The following is a 26,139-nucleotide window of genomic DNA, read 5'->3' as shown; positions in this document are numbered from 1 at the left end:
GCTTATGGCTCTTTTTTTATGCTTTCAAACACTTTTAGAGTAGATGTGAAATTTCTGGAGGTGTAAAAATGAAAGAAAAATACAAAATCACCAATCAGTTTATTAAAAAGAATTGAAGCAGCGTCCAGGCGGGAATCGCATTCCTAGGTATGTGGTAGCTCATGATACAGGTAACGCTGGTTCAACAGCTGGGCAAAACTATAACTATTTTAATAGTAAGCACTTAGGAGCATCTGCCCATGTTTTTATCGATGATAAACAAATTCTTGTGATCATACCTTTAAATGAAAAAGCATGGCATGTACGTTCTGATGTATCTGATGCGAACGAATGGGGAATCGGCGTTGAATTATGCTATGGGGGTGCCATTCATTTTCAAGAAGCATATAATCGGTACGTCTGGTTTTTTGCTTATTTATGTGAGTTGTATCAATGGGATCCTGAACGTCATATTAAAGGGCACTTCCAACTGGACCCAAAACGACGAACAGATCCGTTGAACAGCTTCCATCAGTATAATAAAACGTTCCCTTTCTTTATAGAGGATGTTAAATACGAACAAAAGAAACGAATCGTTAATACAGAGGCATTTAAAGAGACCGTAACAACACCAGGAAAGCTTTATAAAGTGCAAATCGGGGCTTTCTCATCTCGAGAAAATGCAGAAAAGCTTGCATTAAAAGCCAAAGCAGCAGGCTTTACGGTTCATATTGATTACATTTAAACGCTCATTTTTTCTTTTTTCCGCGTGTAATAAACAAGCGCGATTCCTATCACAACAAACAACGGTTCAAGTATATTGGCTTCAGGACCGCTAGTAACACGATGTAATTGAAACACCCAGTGAAACAAAATGTTATCGACCGTTAAAAACAAGCCGATCGCAGCTAAGAATCCATGGAAAAAAGAAGTGCTGTAGCGTTTGAAAATAAACAACAGAATTAAAAATAAAATGAGAACTCCTAAAAATACAGCTCCAATTCGTTCGCCAGCTGTTACGGCTTTCAACTCCCAGGCAAAAGCTCTAACGGACCAATGAGACATAACAAACAAGCCGAATAAAAAACCAAACGAGATCTTCATAGTAACTCCTTCCTAAGCTATCAACAATTTACGACATTTTTTTGTGAAAATAGGTTTCAATTCAATTTAATAATGGTATATAGGTAGGAGGTATGCAATCATTTTTTGTTTACATAGGGGGATATAGTTAAAATGGAGCGCCAATTGAAGGAATTGGGGAAAAAGATCATTGAAAGTAGATATGATCTGGCGAAGAAGATTGATGAGGTTCGAGTACAGCATGGTGAAAATCCGCCCGTTCTAACAGATTTTGTGAAAGAACTTCGTGGTGAATTATTCACATATTTTGGAGAAGCACTATATGAAGATTACAAAGCCAGCGAAGAACGATTTATCAAGTGGGGAAGGAAGAATGGTGAACTTGCCGTTCAGTACGAAGTGCCTTTAGATACGGCTTTAAACAGTACGAGGTTTTATCGAATCGTGCTTTGGGAGTTTATTCGAAACGAAATTAACAATGAAAAGTTTGCAGTGGAGACTGTTTTAAAAGCAGCATCAATCATTGATCCGTTCTTAGATGAAACCGTGCATGCTTTTAGTGTAGCTTATGTAGAAAACAATAACCGAGTACTCGGATTGGCCCGAGAAGCCATTGAAGAACTCTCTGTTCCAGTTGTTAGATTGACGAGATCGGTCGCCGTTCTTCCTCTTGTTGGAACGATTGATACTCACCGATCTAAATTAATTATGGAAACATCACTTCAGAAATGTATGGAACTAGAGGTTGAGCACCTATTTATCGATCTTTCTGGAGTTCCAGTCATCGATACGATGGTGGCTCATAACTTATTCAAAGTGATTAATTCGCTTAAGCTCCTAGGTGTAAAGGTAACGTTAAGCGGTATGCGGCCTGAATTAGCCCAGACGGTCGTTTCCCTGGGAATCAGTTTTGAAGGATTTTCCATTGCGGGTAATTTGTATCAAGAACTAGAGGCGATGGGAATTGGTCTCCAAACCAAGTAGATATCAAGAATACCTATCTTATTTAGATAGGTATTTTTTTCTTGTATTAAAAGAACGTTTGTTCGCATATAATAAATAAAAAAGGAGGTTGCTTCATGACTAACATGTTAATGAGATGCATCCAAGAAAGAGCTGCGGTTGAGATGATTTATCTTTCGCGAAAAGGAGATATCTCTCATCGATTGGTAATTCCATACTCTTTCGATGGGGACATGATTAAAGGCTACTGTTCAGTTAGAAAAGAAATCCGGACTTTTCAATTAAGGAATATTCTATCTGTACAATTTCGTTTTTTGCCTTCTTAAGATTGGGGGAATAGTCGTGCAATATGGAAGCGAAGAAGAGCGTTCGCTCATTGAGAAATTTGTGATGTATCCGATTTTACTCTCAGTGTTTAATCGGGACCTCCAAATTATTAACGGCTCTCCATTTAAATTGAGACAGCCATACGTCGCATTAATTGAACAAATTATGAATCAAATTAGTAAAGATTTATATGATGTAAGAGTTGAACTGCGAAAAAGAAGAATAAAGGTGATGGATGGACGGCGTGAAGCAGATATTACTGAATATGAGATCTTCATTAGAGGCTATCGTGAAATAATGCGGTTCCCAAACGTTCATTTGAAAAACAAAGCAGAAACGCTTATGCTGTCATATCTTCACGTGGCAGCGGAATAAGTCAGGAAGGCATTCAGGTTTCCTTTTTAATGCCAACTGTATACAATGAATGCAGAAACATATGATGATAGTAAATCATTAGAAATTGAGGAACCGAATGGAACACTTTATTCAGCTTGCCAGACAATTGAACAGAGAGATCATGATTGAAAGCCAAAGTCCGTTTGATCCAGTATGTCCGGTAAATACACCGCATCCTTGGCAAATGCTAGGCTGCGGAAATTATGCGGCTGTTTTTTTCATCCTGAATATCCTGCTTATGTCGTGAAAATTTATGGCAGGGACGAACACGGTCTGCTGGATGAGAAGAAAGTATACGAACGATTAGGCGATCATCCCGGGTTTTCTGTTTGTTATTATACGGAAAGCAGGTTCTTGATTTTAAAACGAATCCAGGGTATTACGCTTTATGACTGTGTGCATAAAGGAATCAAAATACCTGAGCATGTGATCTATGACATTGATAATGCATTGAGATATGCAAGGGAAAAAGGATTACAGCCTAGTGATGTACACGGAAAGAATGTGATGATCTCGGGTAATAGAGGAATTATTGTGGATGTATCTGATTTTTATAAAAGGGAAGATTGCCGTAAGTGGGAAGACTTGCGTAAAGCATACTTTACTTTTTACAAAAAGACTCTCTACTATTTACCTGTAAAAATTCCTTATTTTGTTTTAAATTTTGTGCGCGTAGGGTATAGGTACTATAGAAAGTTAAAAATATCCAAAAATAAAGACGGTTAATAATAGGATAATATACCTATGTAAAACATTGGCACAAATTACCTATATAGGATATAATATCTATAAATCAATAGAAACCTTTGTTATTAAGGGCAAACCAGTTGAAAAGCTGGGACGCAAAGCTATGGGCCTAAAGTATGGTAAACATGCAATGGCAGCCGGTTGCCAAAGGGAAGCGGATTAATGTTTTGATAGCTAGGAATCGAGGAAGTGTGTTTCATAAGGGCTAGTATTTTATTTTAAATACTTGAGCATCTTAGGAACGAAACTGACAAAGAGATTCGACGCTTATCAAACATTATAAAAGCCATTCCCTTTTCGGGTAATGGCTTTTTGTATGTAATTTTTCAGGATTTGAGGGGTTGCAGAAATGGAAAACTTCCAACTAGACTTGCGCACACTCAAAAGAAACTTGTTTACAAGATTTATGAAGTCTATTCCAACCATGATACATACTCACAAAGAGCATCTCAGACAACATGATGACTTTCATACGTTTCTAAACGGTTTTGTTGAGCAATACGAAAAGATATTAGTGAAGTTTTTACGGGGAATTACTCATGCGGTTTTTCTTCCGGAAGAACGTTTTGAATTATTCTTGAAGCAAGCTGAGCAAAAAGCTTTTCGGTCTGGAATTCATTTTTTGAGACATCAGCGAATTCCGCATCAGTCTCTTGCTTGCTTTACTACCAGCATCAGTGAATCTGTGCTGCAGCAAGTAAAAAAGAAACGAAGAATGAATCGCTTTTTGTTCAACTTTTCATGCTGGACAGGTGGAACCGTATATCGCATCGATCCGTTACTGGATTCTTAAGTGGTTTTTCAGCAGAGCAATTTAAAGATTTAAAAGAAATTAGTATCCGTGATCCGTTGACCAACCTTTATAACCGTCGTTATTTCTATGACTGTTTAGAAAAAGAGCTGGAGAAAGCACACAAACTTAAACTGCCGCTAACACTTGTTATGTTTGATATTAATAATTTCAAACTAATAAATGATGAGTATGGTCATCATGCAGGAGATGAAATTCTTCAGCAAATCGCTGAGCTTTCTAAACGCTTAAAACTGTTTTCCGGATTCAGATTTGGAGGAGATGAATTTGTCTTTCTTCTGCCGGGAATTACAGAAGCGGAAGCATATATCCTTGTGGAAAAAATGGAGAGTCAATTGATGGGTTGGAACAAATCGATCTCACTCGCTTACGGTGCGATAGAACTTCTTTCCGATGCATGTGAAAACATTGATTATTACCTTCAGCTGGCTGATGAACGGATGTATACCAACAAACGAGAAGTCAAAACGTGTGAAACGTAAAGATGGAATGAGAAAAATTGATTTATGTAAAATACAGGAACCGTGTGCTATAATTTCCTAATATAGCATAGCGCGAAGGAAGATGACTACATGAGAGAATTGTTTGTAATAACTGAACACAGATCTGAAAACATATCTTCTTTATTGCGGTGGTTCTTTTTAGTTCTTTGCATCCCTATCTTTTACTATACTCCTATTTCAAATGTATTGAACTATGAAACAGATACGTTCCCAATCCTTTTGGCGATTGGAATACTATACATGACGTCAACGCAGATCGTATTACATAAGTGTCATGAAAAATCCGCGTACTACCGCTTTTTTACAAGGGGCGGCATCGTTTTTGACTATATTGCTTATGTTTGGCTGATGCAGCTATCTGGAGGAGCAGAGAGTCCGTTTGTTTCTGTCGGTTATTTGATTGTTATCCATGCGGCCCTCTATTGGAGATTAAAAGGTGCATTTTTGTTAGGATTAGCAAGTTTTAGTGCCATACTGTTCTTTTTTATAAGAGACGGTGGCTATCAAGATACTATGGTTTCCTTTGACTTTTTTATGAAGAGCTGTTTTTTATGGCTGATCGCATTATACGGAGGTATCATCGCATCTAAAGAAAGACAACACTATCTTGAGAAGAACATGTATCAGCTTCAATCTGAACAAGACTATTTAACTGGGTTGCTTAACCACAGAAAGTTCCAAGAAGATGTATTAGAAAAAACAAAACAAAATAAGCCCTTTACTCTTGTACTTTGTGACATTGACCGGTTCAAAAATTTTAACGATCAGCATGGACACTTAATTGGAGATGAAGTACTGAAACTCGTGGGATCAACATTCAAACGGTATATCTCTTTAAAAGACGGAGAAGCTTATCGGTATGGCGGAGAAGAATTTGCTTGGATTCTACATACAGCTAGCGAAACTGAAGTGAAAAGGATGATTGAATCCGTCAACAGTCATTTAAAGCGATTTCCATATACAATTGAAAACGAGCCGTTACCAATCACTTTGAGTTACGGAATAGCCATTTATTCATCTGGCGAAAAACCTGCTCAAATAATCCAAAGGGCGGACATGCTATTATATGAAGCGAAGTCAGCAGGAAGAAACACATTGAAACTTGATACGATCAAAATCGAGGAAAATCAGCTAATGATGTAGCGGTTTTCCTTTTTTTATATTAAGAGCTATCCTTTAAATACCAGCTGTATGTGCTCGTTTTTAAGTATACTTGCCTTTGCCGTCTTACTAGATTATGAGATAATAGAAACAGAATTTATGCGCGGAACAGGGGATGAACATAATGAGTTTGCAATATATCTTGGGACGATCCGGCAGCGGAAAGTCCCACTCTGTCTTTATGGAGATTCAAAGAAAACTTAAAGAAAATCCATCCGGAAATCCGATCATCTATCTCGTGCCAGATCAGATGACCTTTCAATCAGAATACAAGCTTGCATCGACTCCCGGATTATCAGGAATGATGCGTGCGCAAGTGTTTAGTTTTTCAAGACTAGCTTGGCGTGTTCTTGGTGAGACCGGGGGCATGACAAGAATGCATATTACCTCGACAGGCATAAGAATGATGCTTCGGAAAATCGTTGAACACAAAAAAGAAGAACTGAAAATTTTCAGGAAAGCATCAGAACAAAGCGGATTTTACGAACTGCTTGAGTTGATGACAACAGAGCTGAAACGTTATTGTGTGAGTTCAGAAGACCTTACGTGGAATGCGGAAACGCTGCTTTCGCTTGGTCAAAAAGAGAATAATATGAAGGTACTTCAAGATAAACTATCAGATCTCAGCATTATTTCAGGTGCACTCGAACAAGCACTCGCTGGGAAATATCTGGATTCTGAAGATTATTTAAGATTGCTTCAAGAGAAGCTGCCTACCGCTTTGAGTATTAAGAATAGCGAAATTTACATAGATGGATTTCATTCTTTTACGCCTCAAGAGCTTGAAGTTGTGGCAGGCTTAATGGCACATGCAAAAAAGTCACCATTGCACTTACAACAGATGAATCTGTTCAACAAGAAACAGCTCTGCATGAGCTTGATACGTTCTACATGACAAAGAAGACCATTCAAGTTCTTACTAAGCAAGCGAAAGAACTAGGTGTGGAATTGGAAGAACCTATCTTCCTTCACGAAAATCCTAAATTCACTTCTCGGGCGATCGCTCATATTGAAGAACAATATGACAGAAGACCTGCCGTTCAATCATCGGATTCTGATGGAATTCATGTTGCAGCTGCTGTAAATATCAGGTCAGAAGTCGAAGGTGCAGCAAGAAAAATTGTTGAGCTTGTAAGAGATCATGGGTATAGATATCGTGACGTAGCTGTTACGGTTCGTAACGCTGGCACCTATCAGACGCTTATTGAGACCGTTTTTTCAGACTATGGAATTCCCGTTTTCCTTGATCAAAAAAGTCCATGCTTCATCATCCGCTCATTGAACTTATTCGTTCCTCTTTAGATATTGTTCTAAAAAATTGGCGGTATGAAGCCGTTTTTCGTGCGGTTAAAACAGACATGCTCTATCCGCTTGATGAGATCAGAAAGACCACTTCAGAGATGAGACGCTGTATGGATGAACTTGAAAACTATGTATTAGCGCTCGGCATACAAGGCAAGAGGTGGACAGATCCAAAACCATGGAAATATAAAAGGTTTAGAGGATTTGAGTCAGAAGACTTTGGGAAAACAAGTCGCGACGATGAAAAAGAACAACTGATCAATGATTTGCGCGACATGATTGTGTCGCCTCTAAGCCGTCTATCAAAAGGCCTTTCAACTAGCAAAAGTGTTATCGATTATTGTAGAACACTTTATCAGTATTTAGAAGATCTGAATGTCCCGATGAAACTTGAGCGGTTAAGACTTCAAGCAGAATCTTCCGGAAAACTAAGAGTAGCATCAGAACATGGACAGGTTTGGAATGCGGTGTTAGGTCTGCTTGATGAAATGGTAGAGTTAACGGGCGAAGAAGAACTGTCAAAAGATACGTGGATGCAGATGCTTGAAACTGGGCTTGAGAGTATGAAGTTTGCCCTTGTTCCTCCGTCGTTAGACCAAGTGTTAGTTGGGACGATGGAGCGATCAAGATTTACCGATGTAAAAGTTAATTTCGTGCTTGGTGTAAACGATGGTGTGATTCCTCTTAAGCCAAAGGATGATGGTTTGTTATCAGAAGATGAACGAGAAGCGCTTGAACGAAATGGGATTGTTCTTGCGCCTACAGCACGAAGAAAGCTGCTTGATGAACAATTTATGATATACCTTGCGTTAACAAATGGCAGTGACCATTTGTTTGTTTCGTATGCACTCGCTGATGAGGAAGGTAAAACACTTCAACCATCAATGGTTATTCAGCGGCTGCGTGATCTTTTTCCAAAGTTAAAGGAAGAACTTTATCATAATGAACCAGCTCTTCATGAGGATATTGATTTTGTACAGCACCCTGTAAAGAGCGTCTCCTTTTTGAGTACACAGCTGAGAGAATGGAAAAAAGGGTATCCGATCTCTCCCGTTTGGTGGGATGTTTATAACTGGGTCATAACAGATGACCAATACGGCCATTATGCTACAAGAGCTTTATCAAGTCTGTTTTATTTTAACCGTGAAGCACCGTTAAGCTCTTCTGTCTCACAGGACCTGTATGGTGAAAAGATTTTGACGAGTATTTCTAGAATGGAGCTATTTCAGTCATGTCCGTTTTCACAGTTTATGTCGTATGGATTAAAACTAAGAGAGCGTCAGATGTACAAACTCGAAGCACCTGATATTGGGCAATTGTTTCATGCTGCTTTAAAACAAATGAATGATGCACTTCAGCAAAGAAGAGTATCTTGGAGCGATCTTTCAAAAGGTGATTGTTACCGGCTGGCAGGCGATATTGTAGAATTGCTTGCACCACAGCTTCAGCATGAGATTTTGTTAAGTTCTAACCGTCATCTTTATATAAAGAAGAAGCTGAAAGAAGTAGTCGGGAAGGCTTCGCACATTTTAAGCCAGCACGCAAAGGCGAGTGGATTTACGCCTGCTGGTCTTGAACTTGCATTCGGAGCTGGTGGAACATTGCCGCCGCTGATCTATAAATTACCGAACGGAACAACAATGGAAGTGATCGGACGTATTGACCGTGTGGACACTGCGAAAAGTTCCAAAGGACTTCTTATGCGTGTTATTGATTACAAATCTAGTTCATCAGGACTGAACTTAGCTGAGTTGTATCATGGAATCGCACTGCAGATGTTAACGTATCTGGATGTAGCAGTAACACATTCACAAAACTGGCTCGGTGAAGAATCCGTGCCTGCAGGTGTTTTATACTTCCATGTCCATAATCCGATTCTAAACGAAAAGAAGCTTCTTAGTGTGGAAGAGATAGAAAAAGAAGTGCTGAAGAAATTTAAGATGAAAGGTCTTGTACTTGCTGAGCAAGAAGCCGTTCACCTTATGGACAGTACGATGGAGGACCGATCATCCATCATCCCTGTAGCTTTAACACAAAAAGGATTTCATAAGTCGCATTCTTCCGTTGCTACAGCCGACCATTTTAACACGATGAGAAAGCATGCCCGAAAAATGGCAGTGAATAGCGGCGCTGGCATAACAAGTGGTGTTATTGACATCTCCCCATATGAAATGAAGAAAAAACACCTTGTACATTTTGTTCGTATAAACCGGTCTGTCAGTTTGATCAGACACTAGAAGAAAATCAATATCGCCAGCTTCGCCCGGAAAAAGATGAAGTCATCTTAGAAAAAATGCAAGAGGAAGGAGGAACCGTCAATTGAAAACATTAATTCCTAAACCCGAAGGTGCCACGTGGACGGACGAACAGTGGCAAGCAATTCAAGCAAGAGGAGAAAATGTACTTGTCGCAGCAGCGGCTGGATCTGGTAAAACAGCGGTTCTCGTAGAACGTATCATTACGATGATCCGCGAAAAGACTGCAGATGTTGACAGACTGCTTATCGTTACGTTTACGAACGCAGCAGCAGCTGAAATGAGAAAACGAATAGGAGAAGCGATTGATAAAGAATTGTCGCAAAACCCTTCTTCTCTTCATTTAAGAAGGCAGCTGAATCTATTAAACAAAGCTTCTATTTCTACACTTCACTCTTTTTGTATTGAAGTGCTTCGCAAGCATTATTATGAAACCGATCTTGATCCTGGTTTTCGCGTTGCAGAAGAAACGGAAGCAGAACTTATTCGTCAAGAAGTGATTGAAGATCTTTTTGAAGAAGAGTACAGCAAGGGAGAAGACCATATTTTTTATAATGTGGTTGACGCGTACAGTTCTGACAGAAATGATATGGAACTTCAAAAGCTTGTACTATCTCTTTATGATTTTGCAAGAAGCCATCCTGATCCTGACGGGTGGCTCGATCAAATGGCGGAAACGTACCAAGTGCAAGCATCTTCGATCGATGAACTTCTTTGGACGCAAGAATTATTGGTTGATATTTCAATACAGATAGAAGGGCTTCGTGCATTGGCACATAGAGCACTTGAACTAGCACATCTATCAGGAGGTCCTCTTGCTTATGCAGAAACGCTGCAAGAAGATCTAGCTTTCATTAACAGGCTGTATGGCGCAAAGAATAGCTGGAATCAGCTGTACGAAGAATTTCAGACATACGCTCCGCCTAAGTTAAAGGCAGTTCGCGGAAAAGATGTGGATGAAGAATTAAAGAATAAAGTCAAATCGATGAGGGAGACCATTAAGAAACGAACAGGAGCTCTTAAAGGAGAATATTTTGAGCGACATCCTGATTCTTATATCGTCCACATTGAAGAGATGGCACCGATCGTAAAGGAACTTTCTTCTTTAGTAAAAACATTTGGGCAAAGATATCGTGAAGCGAAGCGGGAAAAGTCGCTTGTTGACTTTGGTGATCTGGAGCATTATTGCCTTCACGTATTAAAAGGTGAAGGATCAACGATGGATTTCCCAGTGCCTTCAGATGCAGCATTGGAATACCGTGATCGATTTGTAGAAGTATTGGTTGATGAATACCAAGATACAAACTTTGTGCAGGAGTCCATTGTTCGTTTAGTGTCTAAAGATGGAGACGGTGGGAACATGTTCATGGTTGGTGATGTGAAACAGTCAATCTACCGGTTTCGTCTTGCTGAACCTCTTCTATTTTTATCGAAGTATAAGCAGTTTACAAAAGAAGGCGGCAGTGGATTACGAATTGATCTAGCCAAAAACTTTAGAAGCCGAAATGGCATCCTGCAAGCTACCAATTATTTGTTCAGACAAATCATGAACGAAACCGTCGGAGAGATCGAATATAGTGAGGATGCAGAACTGAAGCTTGGCGCGAGCTATTATCCAGAGCAAGATGGCAATGAACCTGAGCTGATCTTAATTAATAAAAGTCAGCCTGTTGTAGATGAAGACGGTCTTGAGAGCGGTGAAGTGGAAAAATCAGAACTTGAAACCGTTCAGCTTGAGGCAAGGGTGATAGCAGAAAAAATAAAACAAATTGTGGGAACGACAGGAGACTCTCCTCATCTTGTTTTTGATAAAAATACGAAATCGATGCGTCCAGCTAAGTACAAAGATATTGTGATGTTATTCCGTGCAACGTCTGTGTGGGCGCCTGTCATTTTAGAAGAATTTAAACAACAAGGTATTCCTGCTTATGCTGAACTTTCGACTGGTTATTTTGACGCTACCGAGATTCATGTCATGATGTCACTCTTAAAAGTGATCGATAACCCTTTACAAGACATACCGCTTGCAGCTGTTCTTCGCTCCCCACTTGTAGGCATGACTGGTGAAGAGCTTGCTGTAGTGAGGTTGAAGCAGAAACAAGACAATTACCTCGGAGCAGTCGAGCTATATTCTTCAGAAGGTGAGAATTTTGAAATTCGAGGGAAGGTTTCGCGGTTTTTGCAGCAGTTGGAATTGTGGCGTCATCAAGCACGCCAAGGATCTCTTGCTGATCTTATATGGGACATCTACCGTGAGACAGGTTATTTTGATTATGTTGGAGGACTGACTGGAGGCAAGCAGCGTCAAGCCAACTTAAGAGCACTGTATACACGGGCAAAAATGTATGAAAGTACTTCGTTCCGGGGTCTGTTCCGCTTTCTTCGTTTTATTGAAAGAATGCAAGAACGCGGCAAGGACCTTGGAGCAGCAAGAGCCCTGGGCGAACAGGAAGATGTTGTTCGTGTCATGACGATTCATAAAAGTAAAGGTTTGGAATTTCCTATCGTTTTCGTAGGAGGAATTAACAAACAGTTCAATACAAGAGATTTGAACGAGAAAGTTCTTCTTCATAAAGAACTTGGTCTAGGAACGCAATACATCAATCCTGAATACCGCGTCGCTTACCCGACACTACCGAAGCTTGCAATAGCAGGCAGAAAGCGAATGGAGCTAATCGCAGAAGAAATGCGTGTGCTTTACGTAGCACTTACACGTGCTAAAGAAAAAATATATTTAGTCGGTACGGTTAATGATATTGAAAAATCTGCGGATAGCTGGAGTGATTCTCTTTACGAAGAAAACTGGATGCTGCCTGACTTTGAACGTGCTGGAGTAAAAAGTTATCTAGATTGGATTGGAAGAGCGGTCATACGCCATAGGAACGCTGATCCGATTCTTTCTATTCTTGGAACAGGTGAAAGAGGCAGAGGCGAAGTTTATATCGATGATACCGATTGGAAGATTACCATTCTTTCAGCAAGTGAATACGAAGAGTTGGAGATTGATGAGAAGCAGAAGCAAGAAGAGTTATTGACTCAACTTGAAAACAACGAACCAGTGGATTCTATCAGTGAACATTTTGATGAAATTAAACGCCGCTTGGAATGGGGTTATACACATAAACAATCAACAGTTACCCGTTCAAAGCAATCTGTAACTGAAATCAAAAAACAATATCAAGCAGATGAGTACAGCTCTACTGATTTAGTAAAAGCTGCTCAGCAAGTAATTCATGAGCGTCCTAGGTTTATGCAAGAAACTCAGTTAAATGCTGCTGAAGTCGGTACGGCTATGCACATGGTTATGCAGCACATTGATTTTACAAAATCATCATCAATAGAAGAGCTTCAGGAACAGCTTGCAGAAATGGAAGCCAAAGAACTTCTTACGGCAGAACAAGCCGAGAACATTCAGTTGTCTCAAATTCAGCAGTTTATTGAAGGGCCGCTTGGTAAGAGAATCATAGAGAATGGTAATTTTAATAGAGAGATCCCGTTCAGCATGGCGCTTCCACTGTCTGAGATTCAAAGAAATTGGGATGGTGAAGAAGAGCATGTGCTTGTGCAAGGGGTAATTGACTGCCTGCTTGAAGAGGAAGATGGTTTCATATTAATTGATTATAAAACGGATAAAATTACAAACCGTTTTACTGATGGCTTTTCTGGAGCGAAAGAAACGCTCTTGAATCGTTACGAAATGCAGCTTACGCTTTATTCAAAAGCGATAGAAAGAATACTAAAGAAGCCTGTCAAAGAACGTTATCTTTACTTTTTGACGGTGGACACATTCTACAAGTGAAATAAGGGGGATTACAATGCGATTGCTTCATACCGCAGACTGGCATCTCGGGCGTTCATTGGAAGGAAGAAGCAGGCTTGCTGAACAGCAAGCCTTTTTGGACGAACTGGTAGAGATCGTGAAAAGCGAAAAGATCGATGCTGTACTAATGGCTGGAGATGTGTTCGATACGGTAAACCCTCCGGCAGCGGCAGAGCAAATGTTTTTTGATACGATTGCAAGAATCAGCAGAAAGGGAGAAAGCCCCTTTATCGCTATAGCAGGAAACCATGATCATCCAGACAGACTGGCTGCATCGTTTCCACTTTCAAAGGAGCTTGGAATTACGCTTGTTGGACTGCCCACATTAGAATTGCAGCGTGTTCCGATTCGAAATTCAGGACAGATGCTTGAAATTGCAGCACTTCCTTATCCATCGGAATCTCGACTTAAAATGCTTTTAAGTGAATCATCAGAAGAACTAGATGTAAGAAGTCAATATGATGATTGGGTAGATTCTTATTTTAAAAGAATCACGTCTAACTTTAAGCCAGGAAACGTGCATGTCGCGATGAGTCACCTATATGTAGCCGGAAGCAAAGAAACTGATTCAGAGCGCCCCGTTCACATTGGAGGCGCGTATACGGTAGCGGCTGAAAGTCTTCCGAAATCTGCTCAATACGTAGCACTTGGACACCTTCATCGACCACAAGTCATTAAACGTGCTAAAACGGAAGCCCGTTATTCAGGGTCACCACTTTCTTACAGTTTTTCTGAAAGTGGTCAAGCTAAATCGGTCTCCATTATTGATGTTGAACCAAACCAAAAAGCAAATGTGGAAGAGATCTATTTAAGCTCTGGAAAGCCGCTTGTAGCTTGGGAAGCGAAAAATGGGCTTTCAGAAGTATTTAAGGGTATTGAAGGTGGGGTGCATCACAATTGCTGGATTGATTTATCTGTTCATGTTGAAGACGCACTCTCGATGGAGGAAATTCAGAGGTTGCGTAAGGCGCATGATGGAATTGTTCATATTAAACCTGTTTTTAAAGAAACGCTCGGTGAGCAAATATCTGTTTCTGCACAAAAACTGCCTGTAGACGAATTGTTTACCACTTTTTATAAAAGGCAGACGGGCGGAGCTGTTCCGGATGACCAATTAATCTCTCTTTTCTTAGATCTCGTTGGTGAAGAGGACTCGGAAGGAGAGGAAGCAGGATGAGACCGATATCATTAACCGTTTCAGGATTGCAAAGTTTTCGTGAAGCACAATCTGTTCCTTTCCATGATCTTTGTTCAGGTGGAGTTTTCGGTATTTTTGGACCGACCGGTAGCGGGAAATCAACGATTCTAGATGCAGTTACACTAGCGCTCTATGGAAAAGTAGAACGTGCAGCGGGCGGAACATATGGCATTATGAACCAGGCAGAAGACAAGCTTTCCGTTTCATTCTCTTTTCAATTAGGAGAGGGCGCTCAGCAAAAGGAATATACGGTAGAACGTTCTTTTAAAAGAAGTGGAGAACACACGATACGTACGAGTACATGCAGGCTGATTGAAGCAGTGAATGATGAGTCTGTCGTTCATGCGGATAAAGAAAGAGATGTCACTCGCCTGGTGCAAGAGCTGATCGGACTTACGATTGATGATTTTACCCGCGCAGTCGTGCTGCCTCAAGGTAAGTTTGCTGAATTTCTATCATTAAAAGGTGTCGATCGGAGACAGATGCTGCAGCGACTGTTTCAGCTTGAAAAATACGGTGATGTGTTAAATCACAAATTAAAGAAAAGATCTGATGAACAAAAGAATCGAAGCAATGAGATCTCAGCCGAGCAGGCTGGTTTAGGTGAAGCTTCTTCTGAATCATTAGAGAATGCTTCTGCTGCTTTAAAAGAAAAAGAAGAAAAACTGAAAATGATCTCAGAGCGTATGAAACAAGAAGAAGAAAACGTAAAATCGTTGGAAATGTTCTGGGAAGCTCAAGTTCAGAATGAAAAACTGCTGAAAGAACAAAACGATTTAAAAAAGCTGCAGCCAGAAATGGAGCGCCTGCAAATCGATTTAAAACGTGCGGTACATGCGGATAAAATCTATCCGTATGCCAATGAGTGGAACGCTTCGGTTTCTGCAGAAAAAAGATTCGTGATGAACAAGAACAACTTGAGAAACGTACAGAGACCCTAAAGGGATTATTAGCAGAGTCAGAACAAAAGTATGAAGCTGTCAAGAAGAAAAGAAATCACGAAGAGCCAATTCTCATTGAAAAACGCAGCGGTCTAAAAGAAGCATTGAATTGGGAAAAAGAGCTTAATAACAAGGAACTAGCATTAAAAAGCGAAGCAGAAAAACATGTCTCATTAGCTAAATCTTATGAAGAGAGCGAAAAAGCAGAGTTCGATGCTACGCAAATTCTAAAACGAGGAAAAGACAAACAGTCAGCGTTAAAAACAGAATTATCTCAGATTGAAGTTACTCAAAAAGATCGAAGCATTTTTCAGCAGGCCACCCTTTTATCTCAACGTTTAAAAGATATAGACTTAGAGCACCAAAAGCTTTTAAAAGAGTTGAACGAAACAGAAAGCGAAATGAAAGAAGTTGAACAAAGTAACAAACGTGTTCAAAACGCACTTTCAGAAAGCTTTGATAAAGGAAAGAAACTATCCAATAATATCCAGCGCTTATATGAAGAGATCTGGGACAGTGTGCGCAGAAATGAGCAGTTGACCGCTTCGCTCCAAAATGAACTTAAAGAACTGAAAAATAAACAAGAGCAAGCACGAATCCATCATTTAGCTGCACAGCTTTCCGCTGAACTCAAAGAGAACGAACCTTGTTCTGTCTGCGGCTCAACGGTGCATCCTTCGCCTATACAAACATTGGAGGACACAGAAGATCATGGTGAAAAAATTCCAGAGTTAGAGACTGCCTATGATGTGTTGAAGAGGCTAAACCATGAGTTGAAGCATTATAGTGAAGTGCTAGAAAAAGTATCACAAAAAGTGTGGAACAGACTGAATTTAGCAGCTGCAGAAACAGCCGCATCAAATCAGAGTATGACGATCGATGAAACAGAAAAGGAAATTGCGTTTTCTTTTCTAGAATTTGAAAACCACACAGCAAAAGTCAAAGGTATCCAGCAAGACAGAATCCAGCTCGAAGAACAAGTAGACTCTTTGTTAAATCAACTAGATGATGAGCACAAACAATCGGAGCGTCTTTCTGCAACGATTGAGAACAGCATAAAACAAAAAGAGAAATTAGTGACTCAAATTTCATTCTTAACTGAAAAGAATGAGGAGCTTCTCACAGAATGGAACCAATCTGACATTCCTTTTGAGCCAGACACGCTAACAGAAGAACTAAATCAATTTCAGAAAAGGGAAAACCGACAAGCTGAGATTATTAAAAGTTTAACGGTTGCTGAGGAATTTTTGGAGCAGCAAACAAAAAAGCTGGAGTCGGCGAAAGAAGAAAAATCGCAATTGCAAATCACGATGAACGTCTCCTCTAGTCAACAAGAGATGCTGCAGAAAGAAGTTCAAGCTCTTAAGGAAAAAATTCACAAAAGGATTGGCGATCAGACGGTTCAAGCAGCAGTGGAAGAGATAGAAAAACAACTGGACGATCTAAAAAGAAAATATTCACTTGCAGAACAAGGTTATGAAATGGCAAAACAACAGTATTTAGACTGTGACAAAGCGTATCATTCTGTGGTTCAGCGATTGATCGATGCTCAATCTAGAAAAGAAAAAGCAGAACAAGAATGGAACAAACAGTTAAGCTCATCAGATTTTGCTTCGTATGAAGAATTTGAAAGCTGTTTAAAAAATGAAGAGGTCCAAGTTGAATGGGAGCAGCAAATCACTCAGTATCAAAATCAATGTAGTAGAAATGCTGCCGCCCTTGACGCGATCAAAGAAAAATTGCCATCTGAGTTGCTTTCGAGTGAGCAGTTACAAAATGCAAAAGAGCAGCTATTAACGTTAAAACAGGAAACAAATGATACTCGAGAAGCAGTTGGAGAAGCTAGACAAAGCTACATGACGATTGAGAAAAACCATAAACGATTCAATGAACTTCAAGAGGAAAAGGACAAGGTTTCTCATCTTTTGGAGCAGTTGGGCAAACTTCAAAGTGTGTTTCGAGGAAATGCCTTTGTGGAGTTTATGGCAGAAGAGCAGCTTCATCATGTAACACGTGATGCATCTAGCAGGTTGTCGAAGCTTACGAGAGGACGCTACGCCATTGAAGTTGATTCCAGCGGTGGTTTCGTTATCCGAGATGATGCAAATGGAGGTATCAAACGTCCTGTTACTTCCTTGTCTGGCGGTGAAACGTTCTTGACATCACTCTCACTTGCTCTTTCGTTGTCAGCGCAAATCCAGTTAAGAGGGAAGTTTCCGCTGCAATTCTTCTTCTTAGATGAAGGATTTGGTACACTCGATCAAGAGTTGCTCGATACGGTTGTAACGGCACTCGAAAAAGTACAGATGGAAAACTTCTCGATCGGAGTCATTTCTCACGTACCCGAGTTAAAAGCACGCCTAACAAAACGCTTAATTGTAGAACCAGCCGAGCATTCAGGCAGAGGAACAAGGGTCAGACTCGATCAGGTTTAAAAATTGTTATCCTTTCTATGGATTCCTCTCTAAAAGGGTTGTTGCTTTAGAAGCATTTGTTTAATTATCTTCTTCTTTAATAAGTTGAATAGAGCGCAGGGTGTGAGCCCCTTTAATGCGCAAAGTGGCAAGGTGCTCAACACCGCACGCCCCGCGGAACGCGAGCACCTGGAGCGGAAATCAACCACTTTTAAAAGCAAATAATAAAAGGCTTAAGTAAAATCCTTAAGCCTTTTTATTTATTCTATAATCCCACTACCAACTACATCTACTTCAATTGAAGCTTTAAAATTGATCTTAGGATACTCTTCAGTCCAATTCAATTTTTCCCATGTCGGATAGTGAAAAGCCATTAATTTTCTTCCGACACCATATGGATCACTATTCATTTTCTGCAGTCTGTTAATAACTTCTTGAGCATCCTTAGAGAATTTTTACTTAATTTTTTTCTACCTCTTTAATTTCAGAAGGTTTCGTTAAGTTATCTTGTGGATACTCTGAAATTACTACTTTTGTCTTTAATTTAATTTCAGCAGAAATTTCTCCTATTGGAGAAACGAGAACTTTAAAATGTCTTTTATTTTTTTTTACTTTAATAGTGGCATAGTTTAGGGTACCTTCATCTTTTTTGTTTCCTATTTTTTTGTAGTAGACATTTGAATAGTGGCGGATTCTCCTGTTAACATCGTGTAAACTACAGATAAAGGTTCAGGGATACTCCTACCATCTTATGACCTCGAAAAAGAGCAACTCCATTTACTTTAACTGACTTAACCTTTTCTCCAACAGGTTTTAAATACGGAAGTGCAAAATCTTGACCTGGATCAAACATTATAGGGCAAATCGTTTGTATGCTTTCCTTTGGGATGGTTGCCCCTTCTTCGCCACTTCGGATTAAGTCCCTTAAATATTCCCCAACACCTGTGGACTTCTTAGTCTCTTCAAAATCTGTACTGATTATATCTGAAGCTTTTCCTGTTGAAACAGCTAATTTTGCATTTAATGCTGATTTAGGATCTCTATAAAAAACATCTAATAAGTGATAAATATCTTTTTTTGCAGCATCTTCACCAAATACAATGATTTGATTTTTAGAAGCTTCTAGTCTTTCTGAAACCTGGCGATCTAATCGAAGTCTGCTTTGACGGGCTGTAAAACCTGATGCAGAAAAAACTTGGTTTACAATATTTCCTTTCCCAGCTTCAGTTGCAACGGCTTGGGAACAGCTGCAGTTGTGATTACCTTTCCGTCCTTTGTATAATCAAATCCTCCTGCTGTAATAAGCTTTGTTTGATTAAGCATGCTTTGATCCCAGCAACCCGTCAAAAGACTAAGTATGGGAACAAGATAAAAGATTTTTTTCATGAAGATGCCGTTCCCTTCTCTTGTTTTTTCTTATAACAGCGATGAGAAGCAGGAAGATAGGGGCCAATCCTGAAAACAGCAATGATGTTAAACTAATGTATTTATTCCAGGTTAGGATCTCAAGTTTGTCATTCGGTATTATCGCGATTAAAAAACAAAATAACGCAATGAATGGTGCTGCAGATTCGTGTTTTTTCATTTTGAAGAGAGTTTGAACACCCTTTGCTGTTATATACAAATAACTGATAAAGGATGTAGCGACTGAAATGATCCATACAGATAAAAACACTAAATCTGTTCTTTCGATAACTGTGAATGAAAATGCTTTTAACATGTACAAAACAGGTTCAGGAACAATCACAATTTCCATCGGATTAAAATACATAAATGTCGTCACTACAATGAATAGATAAATTAAAGTTACACAAAGGGATGCAAATGAAATGACTTTTAATTTTTTATTTGGCGTCCCAGATGTGTAAGCTAAAAATACGAGAGCAACATCAAAGCCAAGCAAGGACACCATTGCATCTGATGAACTTTTAATAATAGTAGATATCCCGACTTCACCAACAGGGAAAAGGTACAACAAATGTACGTCGGTATATGCATATAAGATCAGCCCTAATAAAATTAATAGCAGTGGAGTTACAATTGTGAAAAATCTAGCCATTTCTCTTGGAGTACTCGTAATGAAATAGGCCCCTGTAAAAGCCATGATGAAAATAATGACCCAATGTGGTGTAGCAAATAAAATCCATTTCCCAACTACACTGTTATATAAAGCCAAAATCAGTATTGAAATAAAAGCAAAGTGCAGTGTGTATATAAAATTAAATACAAAGCCAAGTTGTTTACCCATTATTTTTGGAAGGATATCAAATATCGTGCTTCGGGGAAATCTGTCACATAATTTCCAAATGGCTAATAAGGAAAACTGAATGAAAATCCCTGCTAGCAAAAGAGAGATCCATCCATCAATTTTCGCTTTTGAAAACAGTGAATAAGGCAGAGATAGGACGCCAACCCCAATTTGTGATTGAATGATCAAAAAGAACAGTTGTCTATGTGTAATACTATGACTGCTCATGATTTATCCCACTTTCGAGTATGGTTTTCGAGACTGCTTTGTTTGGTATGCAGATCTTGTGGCCTCCTGTTCAAAATCCAAAATGGAGCTCGGATAATGGAATCTTTTAGGTCCTTAAATTTAAAGGGTGCAATGGGAGCAAAATATGGAGAACCAAATGTGTATAATCGGCAAAGGTGAAAAAGCAAGATCATAATACCAAATATGATTCCTACAAAGCCCATCGTTGCAGCTGCAATCATAAAAGGAAAGCGCAGAATTCGAACAGCAGCACTCATTTCATTAGATGGAACGATATAAGCAGCAATTGCTGTAATCGCTACGACAATAATCATGAGATTTGAAACGAGACCTGCTTTAACGACGGCATCCCCGATTACAAGACCGCCTACAATTGCTATCGTAGAACCAATTCGTGTAGGAAGCCGAATAGAAGCTTCCCGGATCAATTCGATTGTGAGTTCCATGAGCAACGCTTCAAAAAGAGGCGGATAAGGGATGTCTTCCAGAGAACTCTTAATCAACAGGATTAAACCGAATGGGATAACTTCATAATGAAACGAAACGATAGCGATATAAACGGCTGGTAAACCCATCGCGATAAAAAAGCTAAAAAGCCTTATTGATCGGAAAAAAGAACCGATAATCCATCGTTTATTGTAGTCATCTACTGATTGATAGAACGTAAAAAAGTTAACAGGCATGATGTGTGCTGTAGGTGAAGTATCGTATACTAGAGCAACTCGCCCTTCCAATAAATTGGCTGCGACACGGTCAGGACGCTCAGTGCTCAATAACTGTGGGAAAAACTAAAAGGTCTGTCCTCGATACTTTCTTCAATATTCCCTGGTGTATATACGGCATCTGCTTCAATTGATTTAATTCTTCGTTCCACTTCTTTTACATGATCTGGATTGGCAACGTTATCTACGTATAATAGTGCAATCGTAGTATGCGTTTCGTTCCCGACCCTTAAGTACTTAATCGTCAATTTTGGCGTTTTTAAACGCTTTCGAATGAGGGCTAGATTGATGGACAAGCTTTCTATGAAACCATCGTGTGCGCCTCTTATGATTGTTTCATTGTCAGGTTCGGTAATATCCCTTTCTGTTTTTACGGGTGTGGCAATCGAATAAAAGCAAGTAGTGTCTTCTGTAAAAACTAGCGTATTTGACTGTAAGAGCAAGGACTGAGCTTTTGTAAAATCTGTCTCCTTTTTCAGGTCGAGATGCGCCATTTTATTAAACGATTCTTGGAGGATGTCTTGATTTATCTCAAAAAGCGGGTTAATTACCTGATTTTGTACTAGTTTCTTATCAATTATGGATTCAATATAAAGACACGCAATTTGTGTTCCATCTGCAGGCAGCTCTATCATCTGAGTGATTAAGTCTTCAGTGGAACCAAACGGTTTTTTAACCTGTGATAATACATCATCGATCGTTTTCTTCTCTTCTGTTTCGTTTTCGGCAGCATTATTAGTGTCTTCACTTGTACCTACATTCTGCTCTTGTGCTGCTTCTTGCTTTAACTTTTTGGGTTTCTTAAAGAAAGTCATGATGAACATCATCCCGATTCGCAATAATTTGGCTTAGTTTTTGCTTCCAAAATGTAATTATGCGGATATCATAATATTTTTTATTAAATGAGTCAGAAATTGTCATTATGAGTAAAAAATTGTGATAACATAGACTGATAAAGAGAGAGAAGGGGGAGGCCTCATGACAGGAAGAGCTCAGTTAATTCCTGCTTTAACAAAGCCTAATACATATTTTGCGTTTTATAATGAGTGGAAAGATAAAGAAGGATTTTGGATAAGGTTTTTTGCGATCTTAGCCGTAAGTGGATTGCTTCATGCATTATCATTTTTTGCAGCGTTTCCTTCATTTAAAACGATATCTTTCGTGGAAGCAGCAAACCTTTCTGGAGCGGAACAAGAGCTTCTTAGATATTTACTAGCATTAGCGGGTGGGGCATGGGGTGTAATCGTTCCATTGCTTGCGATTCAGACAGGAACGGTATTTTTATACTTTTTTTCCGTGACATCGGTTACAAAGCACTTTTTTACGTGATGACTGTGGTATATATTCTATTTTTAACCGGAATGCTTTTTGAACTGCCACTTCAATTTGTAACAGGTGCTGAGGAAGTTGTTCAGCCGCTAGGTTTCGGATTCGTTGGAGTCTTGTTTTTTAAACATGGTTTTTGGCAAGAGATTCTGAACTTGATCAATGTGTTTACGATATGGGGTTCGGTTGTTGTCTATTTTGCTCTTAGACAACTATCTTTTAAAGAAAAGAAGTACTGTTTAGTTGTAACCATTGGATTTTCTGTGTTTTTTATTCTAGTGTTTTCGCTATATGCTGCATTAGTCAGCGGACAGCTGATATAAAGGGGAGACAAGCCAATGAACAGACTTAAATGGATTGCTGCAGCTTTAATGCTTCTTCTCCTGATTGTGATGAACGTGATGATTTTTGATAAACAAGAATCTGCCGCGGTTGAAGCGCCAAGGCTAGAGACGGGCCTTTCAAAACAAAAAGACTTTACTAAAAAACACGAAGTAACAGGTGTTGCTCAATCAAAGAACACGTTTGACATCTATGAAAATTCTTCTCTCGGTACGATAAAAGAAATAGTAGTGACAAAAGGAGAGACCGTTACTTCGGGTCAAACTCTTATTACATATGAGAACGCGGAGATTGAAAACGAGATCCGCACTTTAAAGAGAGATAAAGAAGCTGCTGATGTTCGAATTGACCATTATTCCAGTGAAGTAAGCAGATGGAGAAGTGAGCTCTCGAACTTTGATGAAGAAAAAGACAGTGTTGATGCCAAAGTCTCTATGCAAAAAGAATTAGCAGAAGCAGAATTGCAAGGCGATCTGGCTGAAAAAGAAAGTTCAGTGCTTTCAGATGAAATATCAGATTTAGAAAAACAGCTGGATGAACTATCAGTGAAAAGTCCGGCAGACGGTGTTGTTTCCGAAGTAAATGGAGTTGGCATTGTAGGACCGCTTCTAACCATCGTCGGTCAAGGGAATTTCGAACTAGTGGCAGAAATCGAGCAAAATATGGCTGCTATCGTTAAAACAGGCGAACCTGTACAAATCATGTCAACGGATAACAAAAAGTTGAGCGGTACCATTCAAACTTTACTACCGGCTGATCAAAGCAAAAGCTTTAAAATGACAGTTCTAGTAGAAGAGGAAGCAGCTTGGGTAGAAGGCCAGACAGCTAAGATTATCGTAACTGAAAAACTAGCTGAAAAAGCGGTTAGTGTGCAAAAGCAAGCCATCTTAAAAGACGATGGGAAAACGTATGTGTTAACTATCGTAAAAGATAAATTGTATAAGTTAGAGGTTTCCACAGGTATCGGGCAAAAAGGTGATGTGCAGATTACAAAAGGACTAAAAAATGGTCAAGTCATCGTAATGAATCCTTCACCAGTTTACGTTTCAGGACAGCCTGTATTTAAAAAATAGGCTGGTCTCTAAAAGGTTGTGCTTAATTGAACAAAACTGCTAGCACTGCAGTTGGATAGGTAGGACCCCGCTTTCTTTTATCAAACTCAATTCGCCATCTGAGGAAAGTAAGCACCTTTAGCGGGAATAACCACTTTTCTTATATCTAAGGCTTATTGCTCACTTGTTTACTCTATATCTTGATTGACTAGTTGATTGGAGCGCAAGGTGCGAGACTCCTGCGGGACAGGCGGGCAGGTGAGACACTTAAGAGTGAAACGTACAAATGTGGCTCACCGCCTGCCCCGCGGAAAGCGAGCAACCTGCAGCGGAAATCAACCACATTCAAAAGCAACAAAGGGTTTTCAAAAGCATTTCGAAAGCACCTAGAATAAACAACATATATAACAAAAAAGGGACGCGATTTACGCGTCCCTTTTAATTTGCAATGCTTCTTTTGGTGTGCTGAATATTTTTGTACTTTGCTGCTTAGGATCAAACAAAGCGATCAGCAAGAAGTTTTCATCTTTTGGCTGCAGCTCATCAGACAATGGATCGATTGCTGTTTCTGTAACAAAAGCATGCTTGTGCAGATCTTTTTCAGAAAGAACAGGAAACCCTTGTATTCGTTCTGGACTTTGAGCAAGCACAGATAAAACATTAGATGTTTCTTCTTTGTTTTGTGTGTTCTCCCACCATGGCTTACGAGGCTTAAACTGCTGACGCTCTAAGTAATCAAGCTTCATTAGGCTTTCAGCAACAGGCAATGCATGTGGTGCAGCTTCCTGTAGGAACGAGATCAAACGTTTAAACAGGTCCTCCAGCTGATGACCGATTCTAGACCAGCCCCGTGTTTCCCAATACGTACCAAACTCTTGGAAGAAGTCAAACGGTGACTCAAAAACGTTATGAATCAAGTATTTTACCGTATGATCCATTCTGTGATCGTTCCAATACTTTTCCAACACATCCTCAACTTGTTTAATACGGATGATCTCATCAAACGTTAACACGTTATTTCCCAATATCTCATATGGAGAATGGTCCATATACACATAATCATGTTTTTCAGCCGTAAGTCGAAGTCCTGTTCCTCGTAACATTTTTAAGAATCCTAACTGCACTTCCTCGATTCCAAAAGCAAACACATCGTTAAACGTTTTACGGAAAGAATTGTAATCTTCTTCAGGCAAACCGGCGATTAAGTCTAAATGTTGAACAATTTTTCCACCGTCGCGCACCGTTGTTACCGTACGAGTAAGCTTCTCGAAGTTTTGGCGGCGTTGAACGAGTTCGTTTACAGCGTCATTCGTAGATTGAACACCAATCTCAAAACGGAACAACCCTTTTGGTGCGTGTTCATTCAAGTACTCGATGACTTCAGGTCTCATGATATCAGCTGTGATTTCAAACTGAAAAACGACGCCTGGTCTTCTGTTTTCAATTAAGAATGAGAACATATCAAGTGCATAGTCACGGCGAATGTTGAACGTTCTGTCAACGAACTTAATAATCTTCGCACCATTATCCATTAAAAAGATCAAATCGTCTTTAACGAGTTTTGGATCAAAATAACGTACTCCCACTTCGATCGATGATAAACAGAAGGCACAAGAGTAAGGACAGCCACGGCTCGTTTCAAAATAAGTGATCCGTTTTGAGAGAGACTGAATATCTTCTTCAAAGCGGAAAGGAGAAGGGACGGTCTTCAAGTCCAGTTTTTCACGCGGACCATTAATCTTTGGCTTTCCGTCTTTACGGTAAGCAAGGCCAGCTACAGAATCAAAGTCAGCACCGTTCTGAATTTGAGTCAACAAATGCTTGAATGTCTCCTCACCTTCATTTACAACGATAAAATCCACTTCTGGAATGCTTTCAAGCCAATGCACCACATCGTAAGAAACTTCAGGACCACCTAATACGATCTTCGTTTCAGGCTTAATCTTTTTAAACATTTGGATAACCTTAATTGTCTCTTCAATATTCCAGATGTAGCAGCTGAATCCGAGGACATCGGGCTCCTGGCTGTAAAGATCAGTTACGATGTTAAGAGAAGGGTCTTTGATCGTAAATTCACGAATCGTTACAGGAAATTCAGGCTCACTATATGCCTTTAAATAGCGCAGCGCAAGACACGTGTGTATATATTTAGCATTTAACGTACTTAGTACAGTTTTCATAATTTGATAACCTCATTATTGTTACCCTTTGAAAGGGCGTTTTAGATGACATACTATTTTACCATATTTTAAAACGAATCAAAAACGTGAATTGCCCTGATACATACAGCAAATTTCTTT

General features: G+C 39.5%; 19 protein-coding genes, 5 pseudogenes and 1 riboswitch. Of the genes and pseudogenes, 17 read left to right on the top strand and 7 right to left on the bottom strand.

Annotation, left to right across the window (positions count from 1 at the left end; translation table 11 throughout):
- Positions 1-112: 112 nt before the first annotated feature.
- Complete coding sequence (locus ACEWFH_RS14800; protein WP_473724593.1) at positions 113-724, top strand: N-acetylmuramoyl-L-alanine amidase; 612 nt, start codon at positions 113-115, stop codon at positions 722-724.
- On the opposite strand, the gene ACEWFH_RS14795 is transcribed toward ACEWFH_RS14800, so the two are convergent.
- Positions 721-1,083 (bottom strand): DUF2243 domain-containing protein, encoded by a 363-nt coding sequence (locus ACEWFH_RS14795; RefSeq protein ID WP_473724592.1) that lies wholly within the window; start codon positions 1,081-1,083, stop codon positions 721-723. The two genes, ACEWFH_RS14800 and ACEWFH_RS14795, sit on opposite strands and share 4 nt — an antisense overlap.
- A 132-nt stretch (positions 1,084-1,215) precedes the next feature.
- Here ACEWFH_RS14795 and ACEWFH_RS14790 point away from each other — a divergent pair, with 132 nt between their 5' ends.
- The 12 genes and pseudogenes from ACEWFH_RS14790 to ACEWFH_RS14735 all read left to right on the top strand — a co-directional run.
- Entirely contained in the window at positions 1,216-2,046 is an 831-nt protein-coding gene (locus ACEWFH_RS14790; RefSeq protein ID WP_473724591.1) for an STAS domain-containing protein, read from the top strand.
- 95 nt (positions 2,047-2,141) lie between these two features.
- Positions 2,142-2,351: a WYL domain-containing protein gene (locus tag ACEWFH_RS14785; protein ID WP_473724590.1), complete on the top strand. Its 210-nt coding sequence runs from the start codon at positions 2,142-2,144 to the stop codon at positions 2,349-2,351.
- 16 nt (positions 2,352-2,367) lie between these two features.
- Positions 2,368-2,727, top strand: coding sequence for a YhjD family protein (locus tag ACEWFH_RS14780; RefSeq protein ID WP_473724589.1), 360 nt, complete (start codon positions 2,368-2,370; stop codon positions 2,725-2,727).
- A 97-nt stretch (positions 2,728-2,824) separates the two neighbouring features.
- Positions 2,825-3,474, top strand: a pseudogene (locus ACEWFH_RS14775) (protein kinase family protein).
- Between the two features lie 81 nt (positions 3,475-3,555).
- Positions 3,556-3,644, top strand: a riboswitch (cyclic di-GMP riboswitch).
- Between the two features lie 200 nt (positions 3,645-3,844).
- Positions 3,845-4,288 (top strand): hypothetical protein, encoded by a 444-nt coding sequence (locus ACEWFH_RS14770; protein WP_473724588.1) that lies wholly within the window; start codon positions 3,845-3,847, stop codon positions 4,286-4,288.
- The gene (locus tag ACEWFH_RS14765) at positions 4,237-4,788 is read left to right on the top strand and encodes a GGDEF domain-containing protein (RefSeq protein WP_473724587.1); all 552 of its coding nucleotides are present in this window, start codon (positions 4,237-4,239) and stop codon (positions 4,786-4,788) included. The genes ACEWFH_RS14770 and ACEWFH_RS14765 overlap by 52 nt, the downstream gene beginning before the upstream one ends.
- Before the next feature lie 90 nt (positions 4,789-4,878).
- Entirely contained in the window at positions 4,879-5,952 is a 1,074-nt protein-coding gene (locus ACEWFH_RS14760) for a GGDEF domain-containing protein (RefSeq protein WP_473724586.1), read from the top strand.
- Between the two features lie 142 nt (positions 5,953-6,094).
- Positions 6,095-9,595: pseudogene (gene addB, locus ACEWFH_RS14755) on the top strand (helicase-exonuclease AddAB subunit AddB).
- On the top strand, positions 9,592-13,326 hold the full coding sequence (gene addA, locus ACEWFH_RS14750; RefSeq protein ID WP_473724585.1) for a helicase-exonuclease AddAB subunit AddA: 3,735 nt from the start codon (positions 9,592-9,594) through the stop codon (positions 13,324-13,326). The pseudogene addB and the gene addA overlap by 4 nt, the downstream one beginning before the upstream one ends.
- A 16-nt stretch (positions 13,327-13,342) precedes the next feature.
- On the top strand, positions 13,343-14,524 hold the full coding sequence (locus ACEWFH_RS14745) for an exonuclease SbcCD subunit D (protein WP_473724584.1): 1,182 nt from the start codon (positions 13,343-13,345) through the stop codon (positions 14,522-14,524).
- The gene (locus tag ACEWFH_RS14740; protein ID WP_473724583.1) at positions 14,521-15,486 is read left to right on the top strand and encodes an AAA family ATPase; all 966 of its coding nucleotides are present in this window, start codon (positions 14,521-14,523) and stop codon (positions 15,484-15,486) included. The genes ACEWFH_RS14745 and ACEWFH_RS14740 overlap by 4 nt, the downstream gene beginning before the upstream one ends.
- Before the next feature lie 1,922 nt (positions 15,487-17,408).
- Positions 17,409-17,921: pseudogene (locus ACEWFH_RS14735) on the top strand (SbcC/MukB-like Walker B domain-containing protein); the annotation flags it as partial.
- A 239-nt stretch (positions 17,922-18,160) separates the two neighbouring features.
- On the opposite strand, the pseudogene ACEWFH_RS14730 reads toward ACEWFH_RS14735, so the two are convergent.
- The 5 genes and pseudogenes from ACEWFH_RS14730 to ACEWFH_RS14710 form a co-directional block, all read right to left on the bottom strand.
- Positions 18,161-18,340, bottom strand: a pseudogene (locus ACEWFH_RS14730) (Ger(x)C family spore germination C-terminal domain-containing protein); the annotation flags it as partial.
- Positions 18,341-18,615: 275 nt separating this feature from the next.
- The gene (locus ACEWFH_RS14725) at positions 18,616-19,107 is read right to left on the bottom strand and encodes a Ger(x)C family spore germination protein (protein ID WP_473727313.1); all 492 of its coding nucleotides are present in this window, start codon (positions 19,105-19,107) and stop codon (positions 18,616-18,618) included.
- On the bottom strand, positions 19,101-19,223 hold the full coding sequence (locus ACEWFH_RS14720) for a hypothetical protein (protein WP_473724582.1): 123 nt from the start codon (positions 19,221-19,223) through the stop codon (positions 19,101-19,103). Before ACEWFH_RS14720 ends, ACEWFH_RS14725 begins: the two co-directional genes overlap by 7 nt.
- A 28-nt stretch (positions 19,224-19,251) precedes the next feature.
- A complete protein-coding gene (locus tag ACEWFH_RS14715) occupies positions 19,252-20,376 on the bottom strand; it encodes a GerAB/ArcD/ProY family transporter (protein WP_473724581.1) in 1,125 nt (374 codons plus the stop codon).
- Positions 20,373-21,817 (bottom strand): annotated as a pseudogene (locus tag ACEWFH_RS14710) (spore germination protein). The gene ACEWFH_RS14715 and the pseudogene ACEWFH_RS14710 overlap by 4 nt, the downstream one beginning before the upstream one ends.
- A gap of 280 nt (positions 21,818-22,097) precedes the next feature.
- Between ACEWFH_RS14710 and ACEWFH_RS14705 the strand changes: the two are divergent.
- From ACEWFH_RS14705 to ACEWFH_RS14690, 4 genes are all read left to right on the top strand, one after another.
- Positions 22,098-22,448, top strand: a complete 351-nt coding sequence (locus tag ACEWFH_RS14705; protein WP_473724580.1) for a hypothetical protein — start codon at positions 22,098-22,100, stop codon at positions 22,446-22,448.
- A complete protein-coding gene (locus ACEWFH_RS14700) occupies positions 22,445-22,768 on the top strand; it encodes a hypothetical protein (RefSeq protein ID WP_473724579.1) in 324 nt (107 codons plus the stop codon). The genes ACEWFH_RS14705 and ACEWFH_RS14700 overlap by 4 nt, the downstream gene beginning before the upstream one ends.
- Before the next feature lie 15 nt (positions 22,769-22,783).
- Complete coding sequence (locus tag ACEWFH_RS14695) at positions 22,784-23,860, top strand: efflux RND transporter periplasmic adaptor subunit (protein WP_473724578.1); 1,077 nt, start codon at positions 22,784-22,786, stop codon at positions 23,858-23,860.
- Positions 23,861-24,067: 207 nt separating this feature from the next.
- On the top strand, positions 24,068-24,229 hold the full coding sequence (locus tag ACEWFH_RS14690; RefSeq protein ID WP_473724577.1) for a hypothetical protein: 162 nt from the start codon (positions 24,068-24,070) through the stop codon (positions 24,227-24,229).
- 35 nt (positions 24,230-24,264) lie between these two features.
- Here ACEWFH_RS14690 and ACEWFH_RS14685 read toward each other — a convergent pair whose 3' ends face one another.
- Entirely contained in the window at positions 24,265-26,019 is a 1,755-nt protein-coding gene (locus ACEWFH_RS14685; protein ID WP_473724576.1) for a B12-binding domain-containing radical SAM protein, read from the bottom strand.
- Positions 26,020-26,139: the final 120 nt, after the last annotated feature.

Source organism: Fictibacillus sp. EA-CB0309 (assembly GCF_055814265.1).
The sequence above is the reverse complement of the archived record's forward strand: the minus strand, read 5'-3'. Positions and strand labels throughout refer to the sequence as shown.

What these genes read in the sequence shown, in the direction of transcription:
- ACEWFH_RS14795 (WP_473724592.1), bottom strand. Translation starts at nt 1,083, where the DNA reads ATGAAGATCTCGTTTGGTTTTTTATTCGGCTTGTTTGTTATGTCTCAT.
- ACEWFH_RS14790 (WP_473724591.1), top strand. Translation starts at nt 1,216, where the DNA reads ATGGAGCGCCAATTGAAGGAATTGGGGAAAAAGATCATTGAAAGTAGA.
- ACEWFH_RS14785 (WP_473724590.1), top strand. Translation starts at nt 2,142, where the DNA reads ATGACTAACATGTTAATGAGATGCATCCAAGAAAGAGCTGCGGTTGAG.
- ACEWFH_RS14770 (WP_473724588.1), top strand. Translation starts at nt 3,845, where the DNA reads ATGGAAAACTTCCAACTAGACTTGCGCACACTCAAAAGAAACTTGTTT.
- ACEWFH_RS14765 (WP_473724587.1), top strand. Translation starts at nt 4,237, where the DNA reads ATGCTGGACAGGTGGAACCGTATATCGCATCGATCCGTTACTGGATTC.
- ACEWFH_RS14760 (WP_473724586.1), top strand. Translation starts at nt 4,879, where the DNA reads ATGAGAGAATTGTTTGTAATAACTGAACACAGATCTGAAAACATATCT.
- ACEWFH_RS14745 (WP_473724584.1), top strand. Translation starts at nt 13,343, where the DNA reads ATGCGATTGCTTCATACCGCAGACTGGCATCTCGGGCGTTCATTGGAA.
- ACEWFH_RS14740 (WP_473724583.1), top strand. Translation starts at nt 14,521, where the DNA reads ATGAGACCGATATCATTAACCGTTTCAGGATTGCAAAGTTTTCGTGAA.
- ACEWFH_RS14720 (WP_473724582.1), bottom strand. Translation starts at nt 19,223, where the DNA reads ATGCTTAATCAAACAAAGCTTATTACAGCAGGAGGATTTGATTATACA.
- ACEWFH_RS14715 (WP_473724581.1), bottom strand. Translation starts at nt 20,376, where the DNA reads ATGAGCAGTCATAGTATTACACATAGACAACTGTTCTTTTTGATCATT.
- ACEWFH_RS14705 (WP_473724580.1), top strand. Translation starts at nt 22,098, where the DNA reads ATGACAGGAAGAGCTCAGTTAATTCCTGCTTTAACAAAGCCTAATACA.
- ACEWFH_RS14695 (WP_473724578.1), top strand. Translation starts at nt 22,784, where the DNA reads ATGAACAGACTTAAATGGATTGCTGCAGCTTTAATGCTTCTTCTCCTG.
- ACEWFH_RS14685 (WP_473724576.1), bottom strand. Translation starts at nt 26,019, where the DNA reads ATGAAAACTGTACTAAGTACGTTAAATGCTAAATATATACACACGTGT.